This window comes from Litoreibacter ponti (genome assembly GCF_003054285.1).
GTDB lineage: Bacteria > Pseudomonadota > Alphaproteobacteria > Rhodobacterales > Rhodobacteraceae > Litoreibacter > Litoreibacter ponti.
In genome coordinates this window covers 425,537-442,763 of sequence record NZ_QBKS01000002.1, presented here as the reverse complement: position 1 = coordinate 442,763, position 17,227 = coordinate 425,537, and the positions used below count along the sequence as shown (strand labels likewise).

Sequence of the window (17,227 nt, the reverse complement as noted above, 5' to 3'; positions counted from 1 at the left end):
AGGGCCTAAGATGCTGGCAGGCAAACGGATACTTCTGATCATCGGCGGCGGGATCGCGGCCTTCAAGTCGCTCGACCTGATCCGCAGACTGCGCGAGCGCGGGGCCGATGTGGTGCCCGTGCTGACCCGCGCGGCCGAAGAGTTCGTCACGCCGCTAAGCACCTCGGCACTCGCAGGCAACAAGGTCTACCGCGACTTGTTCGACCTGACCGACGAGGCCGAGATGGGCCATATCGAGCTCAGCCGCGCCGCCGATCTCGTCGTCGTCGCCCCCGCGACCGCCGACCTGATGGGAAAGATGGCGGGCGGGCTCGCCAATGATTTGGCCTCGACCCTGCTGATGGCCACCGATAAGCGCATGTTGATCGCGCCCGCCATGAATGTCCGCATGTGGGAACATCCCGCCACGCAGCGCAACCTCGCCACCTTGCAGGGCGACGGCGTGCTGGTCGTGGGCCCCGATGTGGGCGACATGGCCTGCGGCGAACACGGCCCCGGCCGCATGTCAGAGCCGCTCGCCATCGTCGATGCGGTCGAGGCGGCACTTCACGATGGCCCCCTGAAAGGCCGCCACATCATCGTGACCTCCGGCCCCACCCACGAGCCAATTGACCCCGTGCGCTACATCGCCAATCGTTCCTCCGGCGCGCAGGGCACGGCACTCGCCCGCGCGCTGTCGGCGCTGGGGGCGGATGTGACATTCATAAGCGGCCCCGCCGATGTGCCGCCGCCCGCAGGCGTAAATGTCGTGAACGTGCAAACGGCACAGCAGATGAAAGACGCGGTCGAGGCTGCCTTGCCCGCAGATGCCGCCATTTTTGCAGCCGCCGTCGCCGATTGGCGCGTGGCAAATGCGTCCGGCTCGAAGATGAAGAAAGACGGCTCAGGCAATGCCCCCACGCTGGAATTCGCGGAAAACCCCGACATCCTCGCTGGCGTCTCCCAACTGAAGCAGAACCGCCCGAAACTGGTCGTGGGCTTCGCGGCCGAGACCGACGATGTCGAGGTCAACGCTACTGCCAAGCGCGCCCGCAAGGGCTGCGACTGGATCGTCGCGAATGATGTCAGCCCCGAGACGGGTATCATGGGCGGCTCGGAAAACGCGGTCACCGTGATCAGCGACGCGGGCGCCGACAGCTGGCCGCGGCTGAGCAAGGATCAGGTTGCCGCCAAGCTCGCCGCCAAAATCGCCGAGGCGCTTGCATGACGCCAACCATCGCGATGCAATGGCTGGACGACGCGGACCATACACTGGGTTTGCCCGCCTACGAGACGCCTGGCGCCGCCGGGGCCGATCTGCGCGCGAACCTGCCGCCAAAGGACCGCGACAGCGGCCTGACGCTGGCCCCCGGTGTGCGCGCGCTGGTGCCCACCGGCCTGCGGGTGGAAATCCCGCAAGGGTTCGAGGTGCAGATCCGTCCCCGCTCTGGCCTTGCGCTCAAGCATGGCATTAGCCTGCCCAACAGCCCCGGCACCATCGACAGCGACTATCGCGGACCGCTCGGCGTGATCCTGATCAACCTCGGGCAGGACGCTTTCACCGTCGCCCATGGCGACCGCATCGCGCAGATGATCGTGGCCCCCGTCGTGCAGGCGCAGTTCCAGATCGCCACCACGCTCAGCGACACCGCGCGCGGGGCGGGCGGCTTCGGCTCCACCGGGCGGGGCTGATGGCTTTGGTGCTGATCATCGCGGCGGGCATCCTGCTCGCCGGGCGGTTTCTGGGCTTGCCCCAACGCGCACAAGGCATGGCGCTGGTCGCGCTCTTCGCGCTGGTGCTTTTCTTCCAGCTGACCCTGCCCGACGGCAACCCGGTGAAGGACGCCACCGGCAATCTGTCCAGCTGGGCCATTCTGGCGGGCCTTGCGGCGATCATTTTCGGCTACCGTGCCGTGCTGTCCCGTCTGCGCCAAGGCCCCGTCGAAGACCAACCCCCCCCCACCGACCCCAGCAAGCTGACCTCGGCAGAGCTTGACCGCTACGCGCGCCACATCGTGCTGCGCGAGATCGGCGGTCCGGGGCAGAAGAAGATGAAGAACGCCCGCGTTCTGGTGGTCGGGGCAGGGGGCCTTGGCGCGCCTGCGCTGCAATACCTGGCCGCCGCGGGCATCGGCACCATCGGGGTGATCGACGACGACGTGGTGGACGTCTCGAACCTGCAGCGGCAGGTGATCCACACGGACGGGCGCACCGGCATGCCCAAGGTCTTCTCCGCCCAAGAGGCGCTGAAGGCGCAAAACCCTTTCGTTAGCGTGCTGCCCTACAACCGCAGGTTGCAGGCCGATATGGCGGCGGAGCTGTTCGCCGACTACGACCTGATCCTCGACGGCTCCGATAATGCCGAGACGCGCTACCTCGTCAATCAGGTCGCCGTCGAGCTGGGCAAGCCCCTGATCTCCGGCGCGATCACCCAGTGGGAAGGGCAGTTGTCCCTGTTCCACCCCGCCGCCAGCGGGCCCTGCTACGCCTGTGTCTTCCCCAACCCCGCCGCCGACGGTCTTGCGCCGTCCTGCGCCGAGGCGGGCGTGATGGGTGCGCTGCCGGGCGTCATCGGCTCCATGATGGCGGTCGAGGCGATCAAAGAGGTCACCGGCGCGGGCGCCCCGCTGCGCGGCCAGATGCTGATCTATGATGCGCTCTACGCGGAAACCCGGCTGATCAACGCCCCCCGCAATCCCGACTGCGCGGTCTGTGGACAGCTTGGAAAATAGGCGCATTGCCCCACAGGACCACAATCTGTTGTGGGTAACCCGAAATAAACCCTTTACAGGGAGTCCCGAAAATCACAACATCTAGGCAAGGGTCGCGCCACGCAGACGACCCATTGAGAGGAACCCAGCCCATTGGGAATAGGCATCCCCCAATGCGCGATTTGGACAGGGGACCGAGCATGTCAAGCCTAGAGCACTACTTCGAGACCGAGGATTTGCACCCGATCGACCTGGTGGAAACCCTCGCGGCCCATCACGACTGGGAATTCGACCGCATCGCCGAGGACCAGATCGCCATGGCGATCGAGGGCCAGTGGCGGACCTACTCGATCACGCTCGCATGGTCGGACCATGACGAGACCCTGCGCCTTGTCTCCACCTTCGAGATGGAGCCGCCGGAAGAGAAACTGCCCGCGCTCTACGAGATGCTGAACCGGGCCAACGACACCTGCTGGACCGGCGCATTCACCTACTGGGAGGCGCAGCGCCTGATGGTCTACCGTTACGGGCTGATCCTGTCGGGCGGCCTTGGCGCAGGGGCCGATCAGGTCGACCGGATGCTCAGCGCCGCCGTCATGGCGTCCGAGCGCTTCTACCCCGCATTCCAACTGGTGTGCTGGGGCGACCGCTCGCCGAAGCAGGCGATGGATGTTGCCATTGCGGAAGCCTACGGGCGCGCATAACCTCCGCCCCGGAACAACGCCCGGGGGCAGCATGGATTTCACTGAAATTAACCAACGCGGGCTGGTGCTGCTGGGCTGTGGCAAGATGGGCTCCGCCCTGCTCGAAGGCTGGTTGAAGGGCGGCATCGACGCCGGGTCCGTGCATGTCTTGGATCCCGCGCCATCCGAATGGCTCAAAGGTCAAGGCGTTCAGATCAATGGGCAATTGCCCGAAAATCCTGCCATCTGCCTGCTCGCCGTCAAGCCCCAAATGATGGGCGAGGCGCTGCCAAGGATGCGCGCGCTCGGCAATGGCGAAACGCTGTTCCTCTCCATCGCCGCAGGCACCTCCATTCACCATTTCGAGCAGGCTCTGGGCGACCGGACCCCTATCATCCGCTCCATGCCCAACACGCCCGCCGCCATCGGGCGCGGCATCACCGCGATCATCGGCAACGCCCACGCGACGCCCGCCCATCTTGATATGGCGGACGGCCTGCTGCGCGCCGTGGGGCAGGTCGTGCGACTCAGCTCCGAGGACCAGATCGACGCGGTCACCGGCGTCTCCGGCTCCGGCCCGGCATACGTTTTCCATCTGATCGAAACCCTCGCCGCCGCGGGCGCGGCCCAGGGCCTGCCGCCAGATATGGCGATGCAATTGGCCAAGGCCACCGTCGCGGGCGCGGGCGCATTGGCAGAGGAAGCGACCGAGGACCCCGCACAGCTGCGTATCAACGTCACCAGCCCCGGCGGCACGACCGCGGCTGCGCTCAACGTCCTGATGGACGAAGACACAGGCTTCCCGCATCTGCTCTCGGAAGCTGTCAAAGCCGCCACAGAGCGCGGCAGGGAGCTGGGCAAATGACGCCGGAGATCACCTTCGACGACTTCCTGAAGGTCGATATCCGCGTGGGCCAGATCACCCGCGCCGAGCCCTACCCCGAGGCCCGCAAACCCGCGATCAAGCTTTGGGTCGATTTCGGCCCCGATCTGGGCGAGCGCAAAAGCTCCGCCCAGATCACCAAGCACTACGTGCCTGAGGACTTGCCCGGCCGCAATGTGATGGCCGTGGTCAATTTCCCGCCGCGCCAGATTGGTAAATTCATGTCCGAAATCCTCGTGCTCGGCGTGCCCGACGAAGACGGCGAGGTGGTCCTGCTCACCCCCGACAAAGACGTGGCCATCGGCGGAAGGCTATATTGATGAAGCTGCTCATTTCCCGCGAACTCCCGCAGGCCGTGCTCGAAGCCGCGCGCGCCGAGTTCGACGTCACCCTGCGCGACACATCAGATCCCATGACCGAGGCCGAGGTGACCGAGGCGCTCGGCAGCTACGACCTGATCCTGCCCACCCTGCGCGACCAGTTCACCGGCGCCGCAATTCGCGCGGCAAATGCGCCGCGCACAAAGCTGCTCGCCAATTTCGGCGTGGGATTTAACCATATCGACGTCGACGCCGCCCGCGAGCAAGGCATCGCCGTCACCAACACGCCCGGTGCCGTCACCGACGCCACCGCCGATATCGCGCTGATGCTGATGCTGATGACCGCCCGCCGCGCGGGCGAGGGCGAACGGCTTGTGCGCGCGGGGCAATGGACCGGCTGGCAGCCCACGCAGATGCTTGGCCTGCACCTGACGGGCAAGACCATCGGCATCATCGGCATGGGCCGCATCGGTCAGGCCATCGCGGATCGCTGTCGCCTCGGCTTTGGCTGCAAGATTGTTTTCGCCAACCGCTCTGAGAAACAGGTCGAAGGCGCGACCCAGCTCGCCTCGATGGAAGATGTCGCGCAGGCCAGCGACATCGTGGTCGCCGCCACCCCCGGCGGCCCCGCGACCCACCATCTGATCGGGGCGGACGTCTTCAACACCATGCGCCCTAACGCGATCTTCGTGAATATCTCCCGCGGCGACGTGGTGGACGAGACAGCACTAATCGCCGCTCTTCAGGCCGGCCAAATCGGCGGTGCGGGGCTCGATGTCTACGAGTTCGAACCGCAGGTCCCCGAGGCGCTGATCGCCATGGAAAACGTCACCCTGCTGCCCCATCTCGGCACCAACACCGAAGAGGTCCGCACGGATATGGGGATGATGGCGCTCGACAATCTCCGCGCTTTCGCCAAGGGCGCGCCGTTGCCAAATCCGGTCTGAACCGCCCGCAGGCCTAACGTACCCTTAACGAGCCTCGCGTAGAACCCCGCACCGGAGCTCCACCCGCCCCGTCACACCAAACGGGGCACACCCAGAGCAGATCAGGTGCCGAAGACAGCCCCCACACGTATTGGGCCAAGGCACCGCCTGCCGCGCAAAAGGCCCGGGGGAGGTAAACCCCCCGTGGTCAGTCTCGACCACAAGCCCACCAGAGAACCCACTCCTCTTTCTTTGTTCCGGAAATACGGGCGGGGGTGCGGGGGCAGCGCCCCCGCGTGGCGACTGCCGAAAGGCAGGCGCAAAACCTCTAGTCCAATAGACCTTCGGGCGGGTCCGCAATGATCCGACGCGCGGACAGGTCGACCGTCGGTACGGCGTCCAGCGTGAACGGCAGCAGAACCGAGCCTTTCAGCTTCGGCCCGCGCAGCTCCAGGATGTCGCCCGCGCCGTGGTTTTGCACCGCCGCCACGCGCCCGATCTCGACCCCGCCGGTGTCGAATACATCCATGCCGATCAGGTCGGCGTGGTAGTATTCGTCATCGGGCAGGGACGGCAGCAGCGCACGATCTGCCGACAGTTTTACGCCGCGCAGCGCGTCGGCCTCGTCCTTGAAGCGCACGCCTGACAGGCGCGCGGCGAAGCCGTTCTTGACGGTGCGGGTGATCTTGATGGTGTAGTCCACCCCGTTCTCGCCCGTCAGCGGCGAATAGTTGGCGATATCTTCCGGCACAGCGCAGAAGCTCTTCAGCCGCACCTCGCCCTTGACCCCAAACGCGCCCGCGATGACCCCCACGACAATTTGGTCGCTCATGGTGCGATCCCCCGGCACAGTCCGCCCAGATAGGTGCCGCCGCCCGCTTGGCAGCGCCCCTCTGACAGGACGCGTTCCACTTGCAGCCCGCCATAGAAGGCTGCGCCCATCAACACCAGCGTGATGAGTTTGCGCATCAGACCACCTCGATTTCCAGTTTGGACGCCCGTTCGTCCCAGCCTGCGCGTTCTAGCTCGGGCGTGTCGTCGTCACGCTTTGGATGGCCCAGGCAGAAATAGCCGATCAGCGCCCAAGTCTCCGGCGCGCCCAGATCGCGGCACAGCCGCGGGGCGTCTAAAATCGACACCCAACCCAAGCCCAGACCTTCGGCCCGGCAAGCGAGCCAGAACAGCGTTACGGCAGACACGACCGAATAGCGGCGCATCTCGGGCATCGTGCCCGCGCCCAGGCCGCGGCCTTTCACGGTCGCCTCGTCGCAGAACACCGCCAGATGCACCGGCGCGCGGTCCATGCCCGCAAGCTTCAGCGACGCGTAGCTGTCGCGGGCGGTGCCATCGTAGCGCGCCAAAGCGTCCGCGTTGGTGTCTTCGAAATTCGCGCGGGCCAGTGCCCGCTTCTCGGAGCTGTCTACACGCAGGATGCGCCACGGCTCCGACAGGCCCACGGAGGGGGCCAGGGAAAAGGCGTCGAGGCAGCGCGCCAGCACTGCCTCGTCCACCGCGTCGGTGCGGAAGTGGCGCACATCGCGCCGCCACCGCATCAACTCGTAGAATTCATCCCGAAAATCGCGGGAGAAATCTCGCATGATCCCACCGATTACTCGGTGGTCTCTTCGGCAGCGGCCTCTTCAGCCGGTGCGTCTTCTGCGGGCGCGTCGGCAGGCTCTTCCGCAGGCGCAGCAGCGGCCTCGGCGGCAGCGGCTGCTTTGGCGGCCTTCTCTTCCACGCGGTCCTGGGCTTTCTTGCCCGGCTCGCCCTTCTTGAGGTTGGCGCGCTCTTTCTTCTCCAGAACGCCAGCGGCTTCCAGGAAGCGGGACACGCGGTCGGTGGGCTGGGCGCCTTCGCCCAGCCAGTACTGCACGCGCTCCATGTCCATCTTCACGCGCTCTTCGCTGTCTTTGGGTAGCAGCGGGTTGTAGGTGCCCAGCTTCTCGACATAGCGGCCGTCGCGCGCAAAACGCGAGTCGGCGGCCACGATGCGGTAGAAGGGGCGCTTCTTGGACCCACCACGGGCCAGACGGATTTTCATTGCCATTGTGTTTTCTCCTTAAGATGGCTGCACCGGCATGTGCCGGTTATTCTTTGATTTTCTTGTGGTTCTGGATGACTTCCCGAATGATGAAATTCAGGAAGGATTTGGCGAATTCGGGGTCGAGGTCGGCACGTTGGGCCAGGTCCTCGAGACGGGCGATCTGCTTGGCCTCCCGATCGGGATCGGATGGCGGCAGATCATGCTCGGCTTTCAGTTTGCCCACGGCCTGCGTGTGCTTGAACCGCTCGCCCAGCGTGTAGACGAGGATCGCATCCAACCGGTCGATGGAGGCGCGATGCTCTTTGAGCAACTCTGCGGCTTTCGAGACAACATCAGTCAAGTGCAAACCCTTTCGGCTTGAAGGCGGGGTCGTGATAGTGGCTGATCTCCAGGGCGATGCCATGGGCCAGCTGGGTATCATCGAGCGCAGAGGGCGACGGGTGCCGCCACACCGCATCATCTTGCCCGATAGATTGCGCGCCCTTGTCTTTCACGCAGCCCAGCCGTTCGGCCAGACGCACGGAATCAAGGTTGTAGGGGTCGAGGTAGCTCACAGCCCCCTCCCACCCGTTGGCGTAGAAGTAGCGCCGCGCGGCATCGACGGCCTCCAACGCGTAGCCCTTGCCAGCCACGTCGGGCCATATGATCCAGGCCAGCTCGCGCTCGGGCCACATGGCCGGCTGCCAGCCGCCCGCCATGCCCAGCGTTTCGCCGCTGTCCTTGTCGTGGATCATCCACATGCCAAAGCCGCGGATTTCCCAATGGCCGATCTCGGCCGCATAGAGCATCCACGCCTCGTACGGGTTGAGCGGCCCGCCCATGTAGCGGGCGCGGAAGCTGGTGAAGGTCGCCTTGAAGTCGGGGTAATCCTCCGACTCCGGTCCTTTCAGGACCAGCCGTTTTGTTTCGATGACGGGGATGTCGCGATGTCCCATTACGCGGTCCTCCGATGCGGGTGGCGGTAGATCAGGCAGGGCGTCGTGGTCTCGGGCAGCAGTGCATCCGGGTCCAGCGTCGCGCCAAGGCGCTCAGCCAGCTTGATCGAGCCTGCGTTCTCCGGCGCGATGTAGCTGACGGCCGTGTCCCAGCCCAAGGCCCCGAACGCATGATCGACGCAAGCATCAGCGGCCTCGAACGCGTAGCCCTTGCCCTCGTCTTCGGCGTTAAACAGCACCCAGCCCACTTCGCGCTCGGCCCAGCCATGGGGGAACCAATGCCCGACGATGCCCATGGGCGTGTCCGATCCCTTGGCGGTCACGATGAACATGCCAAAGCCGCGCACGACCCAATGGCCGATGTTGGAGGCGAAATGCCGCCACGCCAGTTTCGGGGTCATCGGCCCGCCCGCATATTGCATCCGGTCATGCCCGAAGGCCGCGACGAAGGTCTCGGCATCGGACGCGCGGAAGCCGCGCAGGGTCAGCCGCGCGGTCTCTAGCGTGGGGGTGGCGAATTGAACGCTCATTCAGCCGCCTCCGGGGCCGGGTGGCGGTAGACGCTCATCGGCCCAAACATCGGGTGGTCCATATGGCGCTCACGCACGGCCCCCAAACGCTCTGCCACGCGGGCGGAGCCATCGTTGCCATCCGCCACAAGGCTGATCGCCGTGGTCCAGCCGAGCGTGCCGTAGGCATAGTCGCGCGCTGCGCGGGCGGCCTCGGTCGCGTAGCCGCGCCCTTCGAAGCCGTTCATCAGGTCCCAGCCCAGCTCAGGCTCGGGCCAGCCATGGGGGTTCCAAGGGCCAATGACGCCGACAAAGGCGCCGGTGTCCCGCTCTTCGACCCCGAAGCGGCCGTAGCCGCGCAGCGACCAATGGCCGATCTCGGTGGCAAGCATCCGCCATGTCTCATCGCGGCGCTTGGGGCCGCCCACAAAGCGCGAGCGGTCATCTTCGTAGAACGCGGCCAGCGGGCCGAAATCAGCCTCGCTCAGCGCGCGCAGGCGCAGGCGCTCTGTCTCGATGGTGGGGACTGAGGCGATCATGTTCATGCCGCCTCCGCCTGAGAATGGACCCAAGTCTCGCACGCGGGGTCATGGGCGGCCATGTCGCCTGCAAAGGTAGCGCCCAGCTTGGCCGCAACCGCCTTGGAGGCCATGTTGCCCCGGTCGATATAGCTGACAATCCGCGCGGGCTTGAGCGTGGTCCAGCCCCAGTCCAGCACCGTGCGCGCGGCCTCTGTCGCGTAGCCTTTGCCTTGGGCGGTGGGGAAGGTGTTCCAGCCGATCTCTGGATCCGCCTGGTGGGGCGGGTGGTGCAGCCCGCAGGCGCCCACGGCGCCGGTGCCGTCATCAAGGATGAACCAGCCGAAGCCCATCAAGCCCCAATGCCCGAGGTCCCCCGCAAATAGTGTCCACGACTGCTTGGCATCATAGGGCCCGCCGGTGAAACGCGTGGCGTCCGAGGCGTAGAACGCCTTGTAGGCCGGCCAGTCGTCCATGGTCGGCGCGCGCAGCGTCAGGCGCTCGGTATGCAGGGTGGGGGGTGTCATCTAGAGACCCAGCTCCTGCGGCGTGGCCCCGTCGAGGACGGGGCGGGTGAAGGAGCGGTCGTAGCGGCGGATGCATTGCGCATCTTCGGCGAAAGCATAGGCGCGCTGGCACTCTTCGTCGTCCCACATTTTGGCGCGGTAGGCCTCGTAAGCGGCCAGTGAGGGGAAGGAGAAGTGGCAATAGGCGATGTCATTCGGCCCCTCGAACGGCATGTGATAGCCGTGATGGGTGCCGCCCATGGCGGGGATCTTGTAAATCCAGAACCGGGCATAGGTCTCGAACGCGTCGAGCTTGGCCGGGTCCAGTTCGTAGCGCACTGTGCAGGTGATCATGGCGCTACTTCTTCTTGCCAAAACCGGACAGGCCGGGGGGCAGCTGCGCACCGCCGCCCAGACCGGGCATGCCGCCCATGCCGCCGGGCATCTTCGCGCCCAGCTGCTTGGCGGCGGCTTCCATGGCGGCGGGGTCGTTCATGTCGGGCATGCCGCCCTTGCCGAACATGCCTTTCATGGCCTGCTTCAGCATCCCGCCTTTGCCCATCTTGCCCATCTTCTTCATCATGTCGCCCATCTGGCGCTGCATCTTGAGAAGCTTGTTGAGATCGGACACTTCCATGCCCGCGCCCGCCGCGATGCGCTTCTTGCGGCTCGCCTGCAGGATCTGCGGGTTGGCGCGTTCCTTCTTGGTCATCGACTGGATCAGGGCGATCTGCTGCTTGAGCATCTTGTCGTCCAAGCCCGCTTCCTTGGCCTGACCGGCCATCTTCTTCATGCCGGGCATCATGCCCATCAGCCCTTCCATGCCGCCCATCTTGAGCATCTGCTCGAGCTGGTTGCGCAGGTCGTTCATGTTGAACTGACCCTTCTGGAAGCGCTTCATCATGCGCTCGGCCTGCTCGGCCTCGATGGTTTCCTGCGCCTTCTCGACGAGGGCCACGATATCGCCCATGCCTAGGATGCGACCCGCAATGCGCTCCGGCTCGAAGGTCTCGAGCGCGTCCATCTTCTCGCCCAGACCCACGAACTTGATGGGCTTGCCTGTGACCGCGCGCATCGACAGCGCCGCGCCGCCGCGCCCGTCGCCATCCATCCGGGTCAGCACGACGCCGGAGATGCCGATCTTGCCGTCAAATTCTTCGGCCACCTCGACGGCGACCTGACCCGTCAGGCCGTCGACCACCAGCAGGGTCTCGCGCGGGGAGACGATGTCGCGGACATCCTCGACCTCTTGCATCAGCACTTCGTCGATCTGCAGGCGCCCGGCGGTGTCGAGCATGTAGACATCGTAGCCGCCCAGCGTTGCCTGCTGCTTGGCGCGCTTGGCGATATCGACCGGCTTCTGGCCCGGCACGATCGGCAGGGTGTCGACGCCGATCTGCTTGCCGAGGATCGCCAGCTGCTCCATGGCCGCGGGGCGGTTCACGTCGAGCGAGGCCATCAGGACCTTCTTGTTGTTCTTCTCGGTCAGGCGCTTGGCGAGCTTGCCGGTGGTCGTCGTCTTGCCCGAGCCCTGCAGGCCCACCATCAGGATCGGCGCAGGCGGGCTGTCGATCTTCAGCTCGCCGGGGGTTTCGTTGTCCCCTGCCAGCACATGCTGCAGCTCGTCATGGACGATCTTGACGACCTGCTGGCCGGGGGTGACCGACTTGGCGACGTTTTGGCCGGTGGCCTTTTCCTGCACAGCTTTGACGAAGTCGCGTGCCACGGGCAACGATACGTCGGCTTCCAGCAGGGCCACGCGCACCTCGCGCAGGGCGGTCTTGACGTCATCCTCGGAGAGCGCGCCTTGCTTGGTGAGCTTGTCGAAGACGCCAGAGAGGCGTTCGGATAGATTTTCAAACATGCCCTCGGGCCTCCTTCAACGGTTTCACCTGACCCAATATAGGGCCGCTCCAAACGAGTTTCGCCCCCATGGGCGCGACGCGCTGATGGGGGGCGATCCCGGCTCCGTGCCGGGACCGGAAGTCTGGTGCTTCCGGATGTTGTGCGCGGACTATGCCTTCGGCGGGCCTGAGTCAAGCCAGCCGTTGATCTGGTCCATCATCTGCAGGGCCTTGAATTTGGTCAGCATCCGCGCCGCGATGATCTCTTCGCCGCCCGCCTGCAGCACCACTTGCTTAAAGCGGCGGTCCTTTCCGCGCACCGATGTGGTCTTGGCCCGACCGACTTCGCCCAGCTCGAAAACTTTTACCTTCCGGCCAAACACGGTGCGCTTGGTGATGGTGAAAGCACGGTCGGTGGCATCAAAGACCAGCGTCTGCCGCTCGACCAAGCTGAGAAACAACAGCGGCAGGGCGGTCGCGGCCAGAAAGATGCCGCCAATCGGGTCGCTCTCGCGCAGGGTCTGGATCGAGATGTAGAGCCAGAAGATCACGAAGCCGCCCAGAAACCACGCGATCTTGCCGGGCTTTTGGTCGATCACCAGCCTCCCGCGGCTGTTCTCGACTAGATCAGCCATGGCGCGTGGCAGCATCCAGCCAGGCGTTGATCTCGGCGGCTTCCTCTTTGTGGCCCACCGGCGTCTCGAAATCGAGCGCTAGCGGGTAGGGCTCAAAGCCGGAGCCCTCGCGCCAGAGCAAAAGCAGGCGCATCTTGAGCTCCATATCCTGGTTCATGCGCTCTTCCACGATTGTCATCAGCGCGTCGGAAAGCGGGCGGACCTCTTCAGTGTGACCAAACACCGTGCGCAGCCGCAGCACCACCTGGCCCTCGTCGCGCAGAAACATCGTCTGCCGCCGCCGCGCGAAGAACAGCATTGCCACCGCGCAGGCGCCTGCAGCGGCGAGCCAGTAGTAGGCGTCCTGCGATCCCTGAAACATGCGGCCCGACCACATGACAGAGCAGATAAAGGCGCCAACGGCCGCGATCGCCAAAGGCCCCAAAGGCTTGTGTTCTACAATAAGCTGCGCCGGAATGTTGCGGGTGATCCTCATGTCCCCGCGTTAGCAAGCTCAGGCGGGACGGGGAAGCTGGTGGCGGTAGGCGTACATCAGAAAGCCGCAGGCCGCTAAAAGGTAGGGCACCGGGAAATAGGGCGGCCCGAGATAGATCAAAAGCGCCGACATTCCGATCACCATTGTGCCCGTAAGCAGGATCGCGGCGTAGACCTCGCGACCCTTCCACCACAAAAGCAGCGCGCCGAGGGTTTCGGCGCTGCCGGTCATGAAACGCGGGGCCTGACCGTAGCCCAGCCGCTCATACATCTCGACCGCGGGGGCAAAGCCCCCGAGCTTTTGCAGCCCGTAATACAGGAAGGCGATAGAGAGGACGGCCTTGAGGGCGGTGAGGGCATGTGTCTGCATGGCGCGCCACCTAGCCGGGCCGCGCGCCATGGCAAGGGTCAGGCGGCGAGCGCGTCGATCTGCGACTGGGCGGCGCTCAGCTTGGCTTCGGCATCCGCGCCCAACTGATCGGCGGCGACCACCTCGACATCATGGATGCCGATAAAGCCCAGCACGTGCTTGATGTAAGGCGTGGCGAAGTCGATCTCGCTGCCCGATTTCGTTCCGCCAGAGGCGATGGCCACGATGGCGCGCTTGCCCTCCAGCAGGCCCTTCGGACCATCGGGCGTGTATTTGAAGGTGACGCCCGCGCGTGCGACGAGATCGATCCACGCCTTCAGCGCGGCGGGGACGCCAAAATTGTAGATCGGCAGGCCGATGATAATGGTGTCTGCCGCCTGCAGCTCCGCGACCAGCGCGTCGGATTGCGCCAATGCCTCGCGCTGGGCCGGGCTGCGCTCGGCGGCGGGGGTGAAGTTGGAGCCGACCCAGGTCTCGGTGATCTGGGGGAGGGGCGTCGCGGCAAGATCGCGGTGGACCACTTGGCCGCCCAATGCGTGGGCGAGCTTGGCGGTCAGGTCGCGGGTGACGGAGCCGGTGCGGCGGGCGGAGCTGTCGATTTGCAGAATGGTCATAGCGTGTGTCCTTGGATGCATGTGCGTTTTGTTGCTGGAGAGAAGATTGGCACTTGCAAAATTGAACGCAACGCCGATTATGTGGGAGGCGCTGCGCGCAAATGCACACAAGAAAGGCTTGGAGCTGATGGAGATCGACAATTGGGATGAATATCGCACCGCCTATCAGGTGGCTCGCCTGCGCACGGTGAGTGCCGCGGCCGAGGTGCTGGGCGTGCACCACGCGACGGTCATCCGCCATATCGACAGCCTGGAAGGCAAGCTGGGCGCGAAGCTGTTCCAGCGCCACGCGCGCGGCTACACGCCGACCGAGGCGGGCGAGGATTTGCTGACCGTGGCCTCCGCCACCGAGGATCAGCTGACCCAGCTTGCGGGCCGCATCCACGGGCGCGGGGCGAGCGTGTCGGGCGAATTGATCATCACCTGCCTGCCGCAGATGTCGCCCTTGATGGCGCGGGCGCTGACGAAATACCAGATCGATCACCCGGAGATCCGGGCGGAGCTGATCGTGGACACCCGCCCGCTGCGGCTGGAATATGGCGAGGCCCATGTCGCGCTGCGCGCGGGCGCGCCGGGGGATGATCTGGATAATATCGTGCAAGAGCTGGTTAAGCTGCCGATGGGGCTGTTTGCCCATAAGGACTACATCTTCCGACACGGCCCGCTGGGCGGGATCGACGATATTCCCAACCACCGCTTCTGCCGCGTGTCGAACCTGAACCCGCGCGCGCCATTCATGAAATGGATCGGCGAGCATGTGCCCGAGGAGAACGTGGTCTACAAATGCTCCGACACGAACACGGTGCAGGACGCGGTGATCGCGGGGGCCGGGATCGGCTTCCTGCCGTCCTACATGGGCCATGAGCATCCGGATATGCGCGAAGTGATGGAGCCGGACCCAAGCTGGTGGTCGACCTTCTGGTGCGTCACCCATGTGGATTTGCACCGCACGGCGAAGGTGCATTCGTTCGTGACCTTCCTGAAGGAAGAGGCCAAGGGCTGGGTCGATCTCTAAGCCAAGCGGAGTGCGCCCTGCGGCCGCGCGCGACATGACTGGGACCCGTGGCGTGCGTGAGCCCGAGGGGGCGGCGATGGCGCTGGCCCCGCGGGTGGAGTTGAGTATTTGAGCCAAAACGAAGCCATGCGCGGCCACGGCGCCATGCTGCTGTTTTCCGTGCTTGTCGCGGGGTCGTTTTCGCTGGGAAGCCTTGCGGCGGGCGAGATCGCGCCTGCCGCCCTGAACGCGGTGCGCTTCGCGCTGGCGGGGATGGTGATCGGGGCGGCGGTTTGGGCCACGGGCGGGATGCCGCGAACCGCGCTGCACGCGCCGTGGCGCTACCTGATCCTCGGCGGGCTGTTTGCCAGCTATTTCGTGTTGATGTTCGAAGGGCTCAAGACCGCGCCGCCGGTGAGCGCCGCTGCGGTTTTCACCCTGACGCCGGTCCTGTCGGCGGTGGCAGGATACGGGCTGCTCAGGCAGGTGACGACGCCGCGCATGGCACTGGCGCTGGGTTTGGGCGCCGCCGGCGCGCTTTGGGTGATCTTTCGCGCGGATCTGGCGGCACTTGCCGCTTTCGAGGTGGGGCGCGGGGAGCTGGTCTACCTTGTGGGCTGCGCGGCCCATGCGATCTACACCCCACTGGTGCGCAAGCTGAACCGGGGCGAGCGCCCGCTTGTGTTCTCCTTGCTAACGCTTGCCGGTGGGCTAGGCGTGCTGATGATCTGGGGGTGGGGCGATCTGCGCGCGACGGATTGGGCGGCGTTGCCCGCGATCGTGTGGATCACGATCTTCTATGTCTCCATTGCCGCCTCTGCGATGACCTTCGTGCTGCTGCAATACGCGGCGATGCGGCTGCCGTCGTCGAAGGTCATGGCCTACACTTACCTCGTGCCTAGTTGGGTCATCCTGTGGGAGCTGGCGCTGGGCGGCGCGGGCCCGCCCGCGCTGGTGCTGGGCGGCGTGGCGCTGACGGTTTTGGCCTTGGTGTTGTTGCTCAAGCAGGGTTAGGCTCGGCCCCATGACGCAAGAGAGCGAAATGGACGAGCTGGAGCTGGCGCTGAAGCGGCTTGAGGTCGAGAAGATGCGCGCCGATGTGGATCAGGCGCGGCTGGCCTGGTGGAAGCGGCCGGGCTACCTGGGCGGGATGGCCCCTATCGTGCTGGCGGTTGTGGGGCTCGTGACCGCCTGGGCCAATGGCTATTTCGACACGCAGCGCACGCAGCTGGCCAATGAGATTGCCGCGCTCGAGGGCGAGCGGGATGCCCTGAATGCCAAGGTCGCGGACGCGCAGCGCGCGATTGACGCGGGCTATCTGCAGGCCAAGCTCGCGGCCTTCGATGCGGATTACGCGATCGGCCATTTCGAGGCGTTCTCCGAGCAGGCGGACGAGATGAAGGGGCCGTTGAGCTTGCAATTGGTGGACTTGCCGGAGGTGCCAAGCTCGCTGGGGTTGCCTGCCTTTGCGCGCGCCGCCGAGACGACACTATTGAAAGAGCTCAAAAAGCAGCGCGACGTCTTGCAGGAAAAGAACGTCTTTTTCCAAAATCTTCAGGCGCTTCTGGAACAACAGCAGATGGTCGGGGAGGTGACGAAAGAGGCCGTGACCAATGTGCTCGACCAGCTTGAGCAGATCGAGGCGACGCCTTGGGTCAAGGCGCTGGAGACCGACCCGATGCTGAGCGCGCAACGGCGTTTTCGCGCGCCGGACGGGCGGATTTTTGATCTGGCCTCCTGGGACTGGGTGGAGGGCTAGCGCGGCCCACCGGGAACCATCGCCTATGTCATGCGTTAACCGCTATCGCGATTGTCGCGTGCCACATATTAAGGCAAGGAGCCTCATCAATGCGCAATATCATCTACATCATCGGCCTGATCGTCGTCGTTCTGGCCGTCTTGCGGTTGGCCGGCATCGTCTGATCTGACCCGTCAGGGCTTCAGCTCGCGGTCCAAAAATCGCTCGAAGGCGTCGAAGTTCAGCGCCTCGAGCTGCCCGAAACTTTCAATCCATACGATGGCGGCGCGCATGGCGTCGGGCTCCAGCTTGCACCATTTCACCCGGCCGCGCTTTTCCTGCGTGATCAGTCCCGCGCGGGTCAGAATGGCGAGGTGTTTCGAGATGGCCGCCAGCGACATCTCGAACGGCTCGGCCACGTCGGTCACGGCCATATCATCTTCCAACAACATAGTTAGAATCGCGCGTCGCGTGCCGTCAGCAAGGGCCGCGAAAGTGGTGTCGAGCGGGTCTGTCATCGACCCGATGCCTAGCAGGGCTTCGC

26 protein-coding genes are annotated in these 17,227 nt (G+C 65.1%); 10 read left to right on the top strand and 16 right to left on the bottom strand.

Going from position 1 to position 17,227, the window contains the following annotated elements; all coding sequences use genetic code 11:
* Positions 1-10 precede the first annotated feature (10 nt).
* The 7 genes from coaBC (at position 11) to C8N43_RS16050 (ending at position 5,523) form a co-directional block, all read left to right on the top strand.
* On the top strand, positions 11-1,207 hold the full coding sequence (coaBC, locus tag C8N43_RS16080) for a bifunctional phosphopantothenoylcysteine decarboxylase/phosphopantothenate--cysteine ligase CoaBC (RefSeq protein WP_107846769.1): 1,197 nt from the start codon (positions 11-13) through the stop codon (positions 1,205-1,207).
* On the top strand, positions 1,204-1,671 hold the full coding sequence (gene dut, locus C8N43_RS16075; protein ID WP_107846768.1) for a dUTP diphosphatase: 468 nt from the start codon (positions 1,204-1,206) through the stop codon (positions 1,669-1,671). Before coaBC ends, dut begins: the two co-directional genes overlap by 4 nt.
* Positions 1,671-2,711: a HesA/MoeB/ThiF family protein gene (locus C8N43_RS16070; RefSeq protein WP_107846767.1), complete on the top strand. Its 1,041-nt coding sequence runs from the start codon at positions 1,671-1,673 to the stop codon at positions 2,709-2,711. Before dut ends, C8N43_RS16070 begins: the two co-directional genes overlap by 1 nt.
* Positions 2,712-2,890: 179 nt before the next feature.
* Positions 2,891-3,394 carry a type III secretion system chaperone family protein gene (locus C8N43_RS16065; protein WP_107846766.1) on the top strand — a complete coding sequence of 168 codons (504 nt, stop codon included), beginning with the start codon at positions 2,891-2,893 and terminating at the stop codon, positions 3,392-3,394.
* A 31-nt stretch (positions 3,395-3,425) separates the two neighbouring features.
* Entirely contained in the window at positions 3,426-4,238 is an 813-nt protein-coding gene (proC, locus tag C8N43_RS16060; protein WP_107846765.1) for a pyrroline-5-carboxylate reductase, read from the top strand.
* Positions 4,235-4,576, top strand: a complete 342-nt coding sequence (locus tag C8N43_RS16055; RefSeq protein ID WP_107846764.1) for a tRNA-binding protein — start codon at positions 4,235-4,237, stop codon at positions 4,574-4,576. Before proC ends, C8N43_RS16055 begins: the two co-directional genes overlap by 4 nt.
* Positions 4,576-5,523, top strand: a complete 948-nt coding sequence (locus C8N43_RS16050) for a 2-hydroxyacid dehydrogenase (RefSeq protein ID WP_107846763.1) — start codon at positions 4,576-4,578, stop codon at positions 5,521-5,523. The genes C8N43_RS16055 and C8N43_RS16050 overlap by 1 nt, the downstream gene beginning before the upstream one ends.
* 307 nt (positions 5,524-5,830) lie before the next feature.
* Here the strand turns inward: C8N43_RS16050 and rimM are convergent, their stop codons facing one another.
* From rimM to C8N43_RS15980, 15 genes are all read right to left on the bottom strand, one after another.
* A complete protein-coding gene (rimM, locus tag C8N43_RS16045) occupies positions 5,831-6,334 on the bottom strand; it encodes a ribosome maturation factor RimM (RefSeq protein ID WP_107846762.1) in 504 nt (167 codons plus the stop codon).
* A complete protein-coding gene (locus C8N43_RS19660) occupies positions 6,331-6,471 on the bottom strand; it encodes a hypothetical protein (protein WP_158269995.1) in 141 nt (46 codons plus the stop codon). Before C8N43_RS19660 ends, rimM begins: the two co-directional genes overlap by 4 nt.
* Entirely contained in the window at positions 6,471-7,100 is a 630-nt protein-coding gene (bluB, locus tag C8N43_RS16040) for a 5,6-dimethylbenzimidazole synthase (protein WP_107846761.1), read from the bottom strand. Before bluB ends, C8N43_RS19660 begins: the two co-directional genes overlap by 1 nt.
* Before the next feature lie 11 nt (positions 7,101-7,111).
* Positions 7,112-7,549: a 30S ribosomal protein S16 gene (rpsP, locus tag C8N43_RS16035; RefSeq protein WP_107846760.1), complete on the bottom strand. Its 438-nt coding sequence runs from the start codon at positions 7,547-7,549 to the stop codon at positions 7,112-7,114.
* Positions 7,550-7,589: 40 nt separating this feature from the next.
* A complete protein-coding gene (locus C8N43_RS16030; RefSeq protein WP_107846759.1) occupies positions 7,590-7,886 on the bottom strand; it encodes a chorismate mutase in 297 nt (98 codons plus the stop codon).
* Positions 7,879-8,481: a GNAT family N-acetyltransferase gene (locus tag C8N43_RS16025; protein ID WP_107846758.1), complete on the bottom strand. Its 603-nt coding sequence runs from the start codon at positions 8,479-8,481 to the stop codon at positions 7,879-7,881. Before C8N43_RS16025 ends, C8N43_RS16030 begins: the two co-directional genes overlap by 8 nt.
* Positions 8,481-9,011, bottom strand: a complete 531-nt coding sequence (locus tag C8N43_RS16020) for a GNAT family N-acetyltransferase (protein ID WP_107846757.1) — start codon at positions 9,009-9,011, stop codon at positions 8,481-8,483. The genes C8N43_RS16025 and C8N43_RS16020 overlap by 1 nt, the downstream gene beginning before the upstream one ends.
* On the bottom strand, positions 9,008-9,529 hold the full coding sequence (locus C8N43_RS16015) for a GNAT family N-acetyltransferase (protein ID WP_342748731.1): 522 nt from the start codon (positions 9,527-9,529) through the stop codon (positions 9,008-9,010). The genes C8N43_RS16020 and C8N43_RS16015 overlap by 4 nt, the downstream gene beginning before the upstream one ends.
* A 2-nt stretch (positions 9,530-9,531) precedes the next feature.
* Positions 9,532-10,035, bottom strand: coding sequence for a GNAT family N-acetyltransferase (locus C8N43_RS16010; protein ID WP_107846755.1), 504 nt, complete (start codon positions 10,033-10,035; stop codon positions 9,532-9,534).
* A complete protein-coding gene (locus C8N43_RS16005; RefSeq protein ID WP_107846754.1) occupies positions 10,036-10,368 on the bottom strand; it encodes an NIPSNAP family protein in 333 nt (110 codons plus the stop codon).
* Between the two features lie 4 nt (positions 10,369-10,372).
* The gene (ffh, locus tag C8N43_RS16000) at positions 10,373-11,878 is read right to left on the bottom strand and encodes a signal recognition particle protein (RefSeq protein ID WP_107846753.1); all 1,506 of its coding nucleotides are present in this window, start codon (positions 11,876-11,878) and stop codon (positions 10,373-10,375) included.
* A 150-nt stretch (positions 11,879-12,028) separates the two neighbouring features.
* On the bottom strand, positions 12,029-12,493 hold the full coding sequence (locus C8N43_RS15995; protein ID WP_146174241.1) for a hypothetical protein: 465 nt from the start codon (positions 12,491-12,493) through the stop codon (positions 12,029-12,031).
* On the bottom strand, positions 12,486-12,968 hold the full coding sequence (locus C8N43_RS15990; protein ID WP_107846751.1) for a hypothetical protein: 483 nt from the start codon (positions 12,966-12,968) through the stop codon (positions 12,486-12,488). The genes C8N43_RS15995 and C8N43_RS15990 overlap by 8 nt, the downstream gene beginning before the upstream one ends.
* 18 nt (positions 12,969-12,986) lie before the next feature.
* Entirely contained in the window at positions 12,987-13,337 is a 351-nt protein-coding gene (locus tag C8N43_RS15985) for a DoxX family protein (protein ID WP_107846750.1), read from the bottom strand.
* A 38-nt stretch (positions 13,338-13,375) separates the two neighbouring features.
* On the bottom strand, positions 13,376-13,951 hold the full coding sequence (locus C8N43_RS15980; RefSeq protein ID WP_107846749.1) for an FMN-dependent NADH-azoreductase: 576 nt from the start codon (positions 13,949-13,951) through the stop codon (positions 13,376-13,378).
* Positions 13,952-14,084: 133 nt separating this feature from the next.
* Between C8N43_RS15980 and C8N43_RS15975 the strand changes: the two genes are divergently transcribed.
* The 3 genes from C8N43_RS15975 to C8N43_RS15965 all read left to right on the top strand — a co-directional run bounded on the left by C8N43_RS15975 (position 14,085) and on the right by C8N43_RS15965 (position 16,704).
* The gene (locus C8N43_RS15975) at positions 14,085-14,966 is read left to right on the top strand and encodes a LysR family transcriptional regulator (RefSeq protein ID WP_107847310.1); all 882 of its coding nucleotides are present in this window, start codon (positions 14,085-14,087) and stop codon (positions 14,964-14,966) included.
* Between the two features lie 126 nt (positions 14,967-15,092).
* The gene (locus C8N43_RS15970; RefSeq protein WP_107846748.1) at positions 15,093-15,959 is read left to right on the top strand and encodes a DMT family transporter; all 867 of its coding nucleotides are present in this window, start codon (positions 15,093-15,095) and stop codon (positions 15,957-15,959) included.
* A 10-nt stretch (positions 15,960-15,969) separates the two neighbouring features.
* On the top strand, positions 15,970-16,704 hold the full coding sequence (locus C8N43_RS15965; RefSeq protein WP_107846747.1) for a hypothetical protein: 735 nt from the start codon (positions 15,970-15,972) through the stop codon (positions 16,702-16,704).
* A 173-nt stretch (positions 16,705-16,877) separates the two neighbouring features.
* Here the strand turns inward: C8N43_RS15965 and C8N43_RS15960 are convergent, their stop codons facing one another.
* Complete coding sequence (locus C8N43_RS15960; RefSeq protein WP_107846746.1) at positions 16,878-17,201, bottom strand: ArsR/SmtB family transcription factor; 324 nt, start codon at positions 17,199-17,201, stop codon at positions 16,878-16,880.
* Positions 17,202-17,227 lie beyond the last annotated feature (26 nt).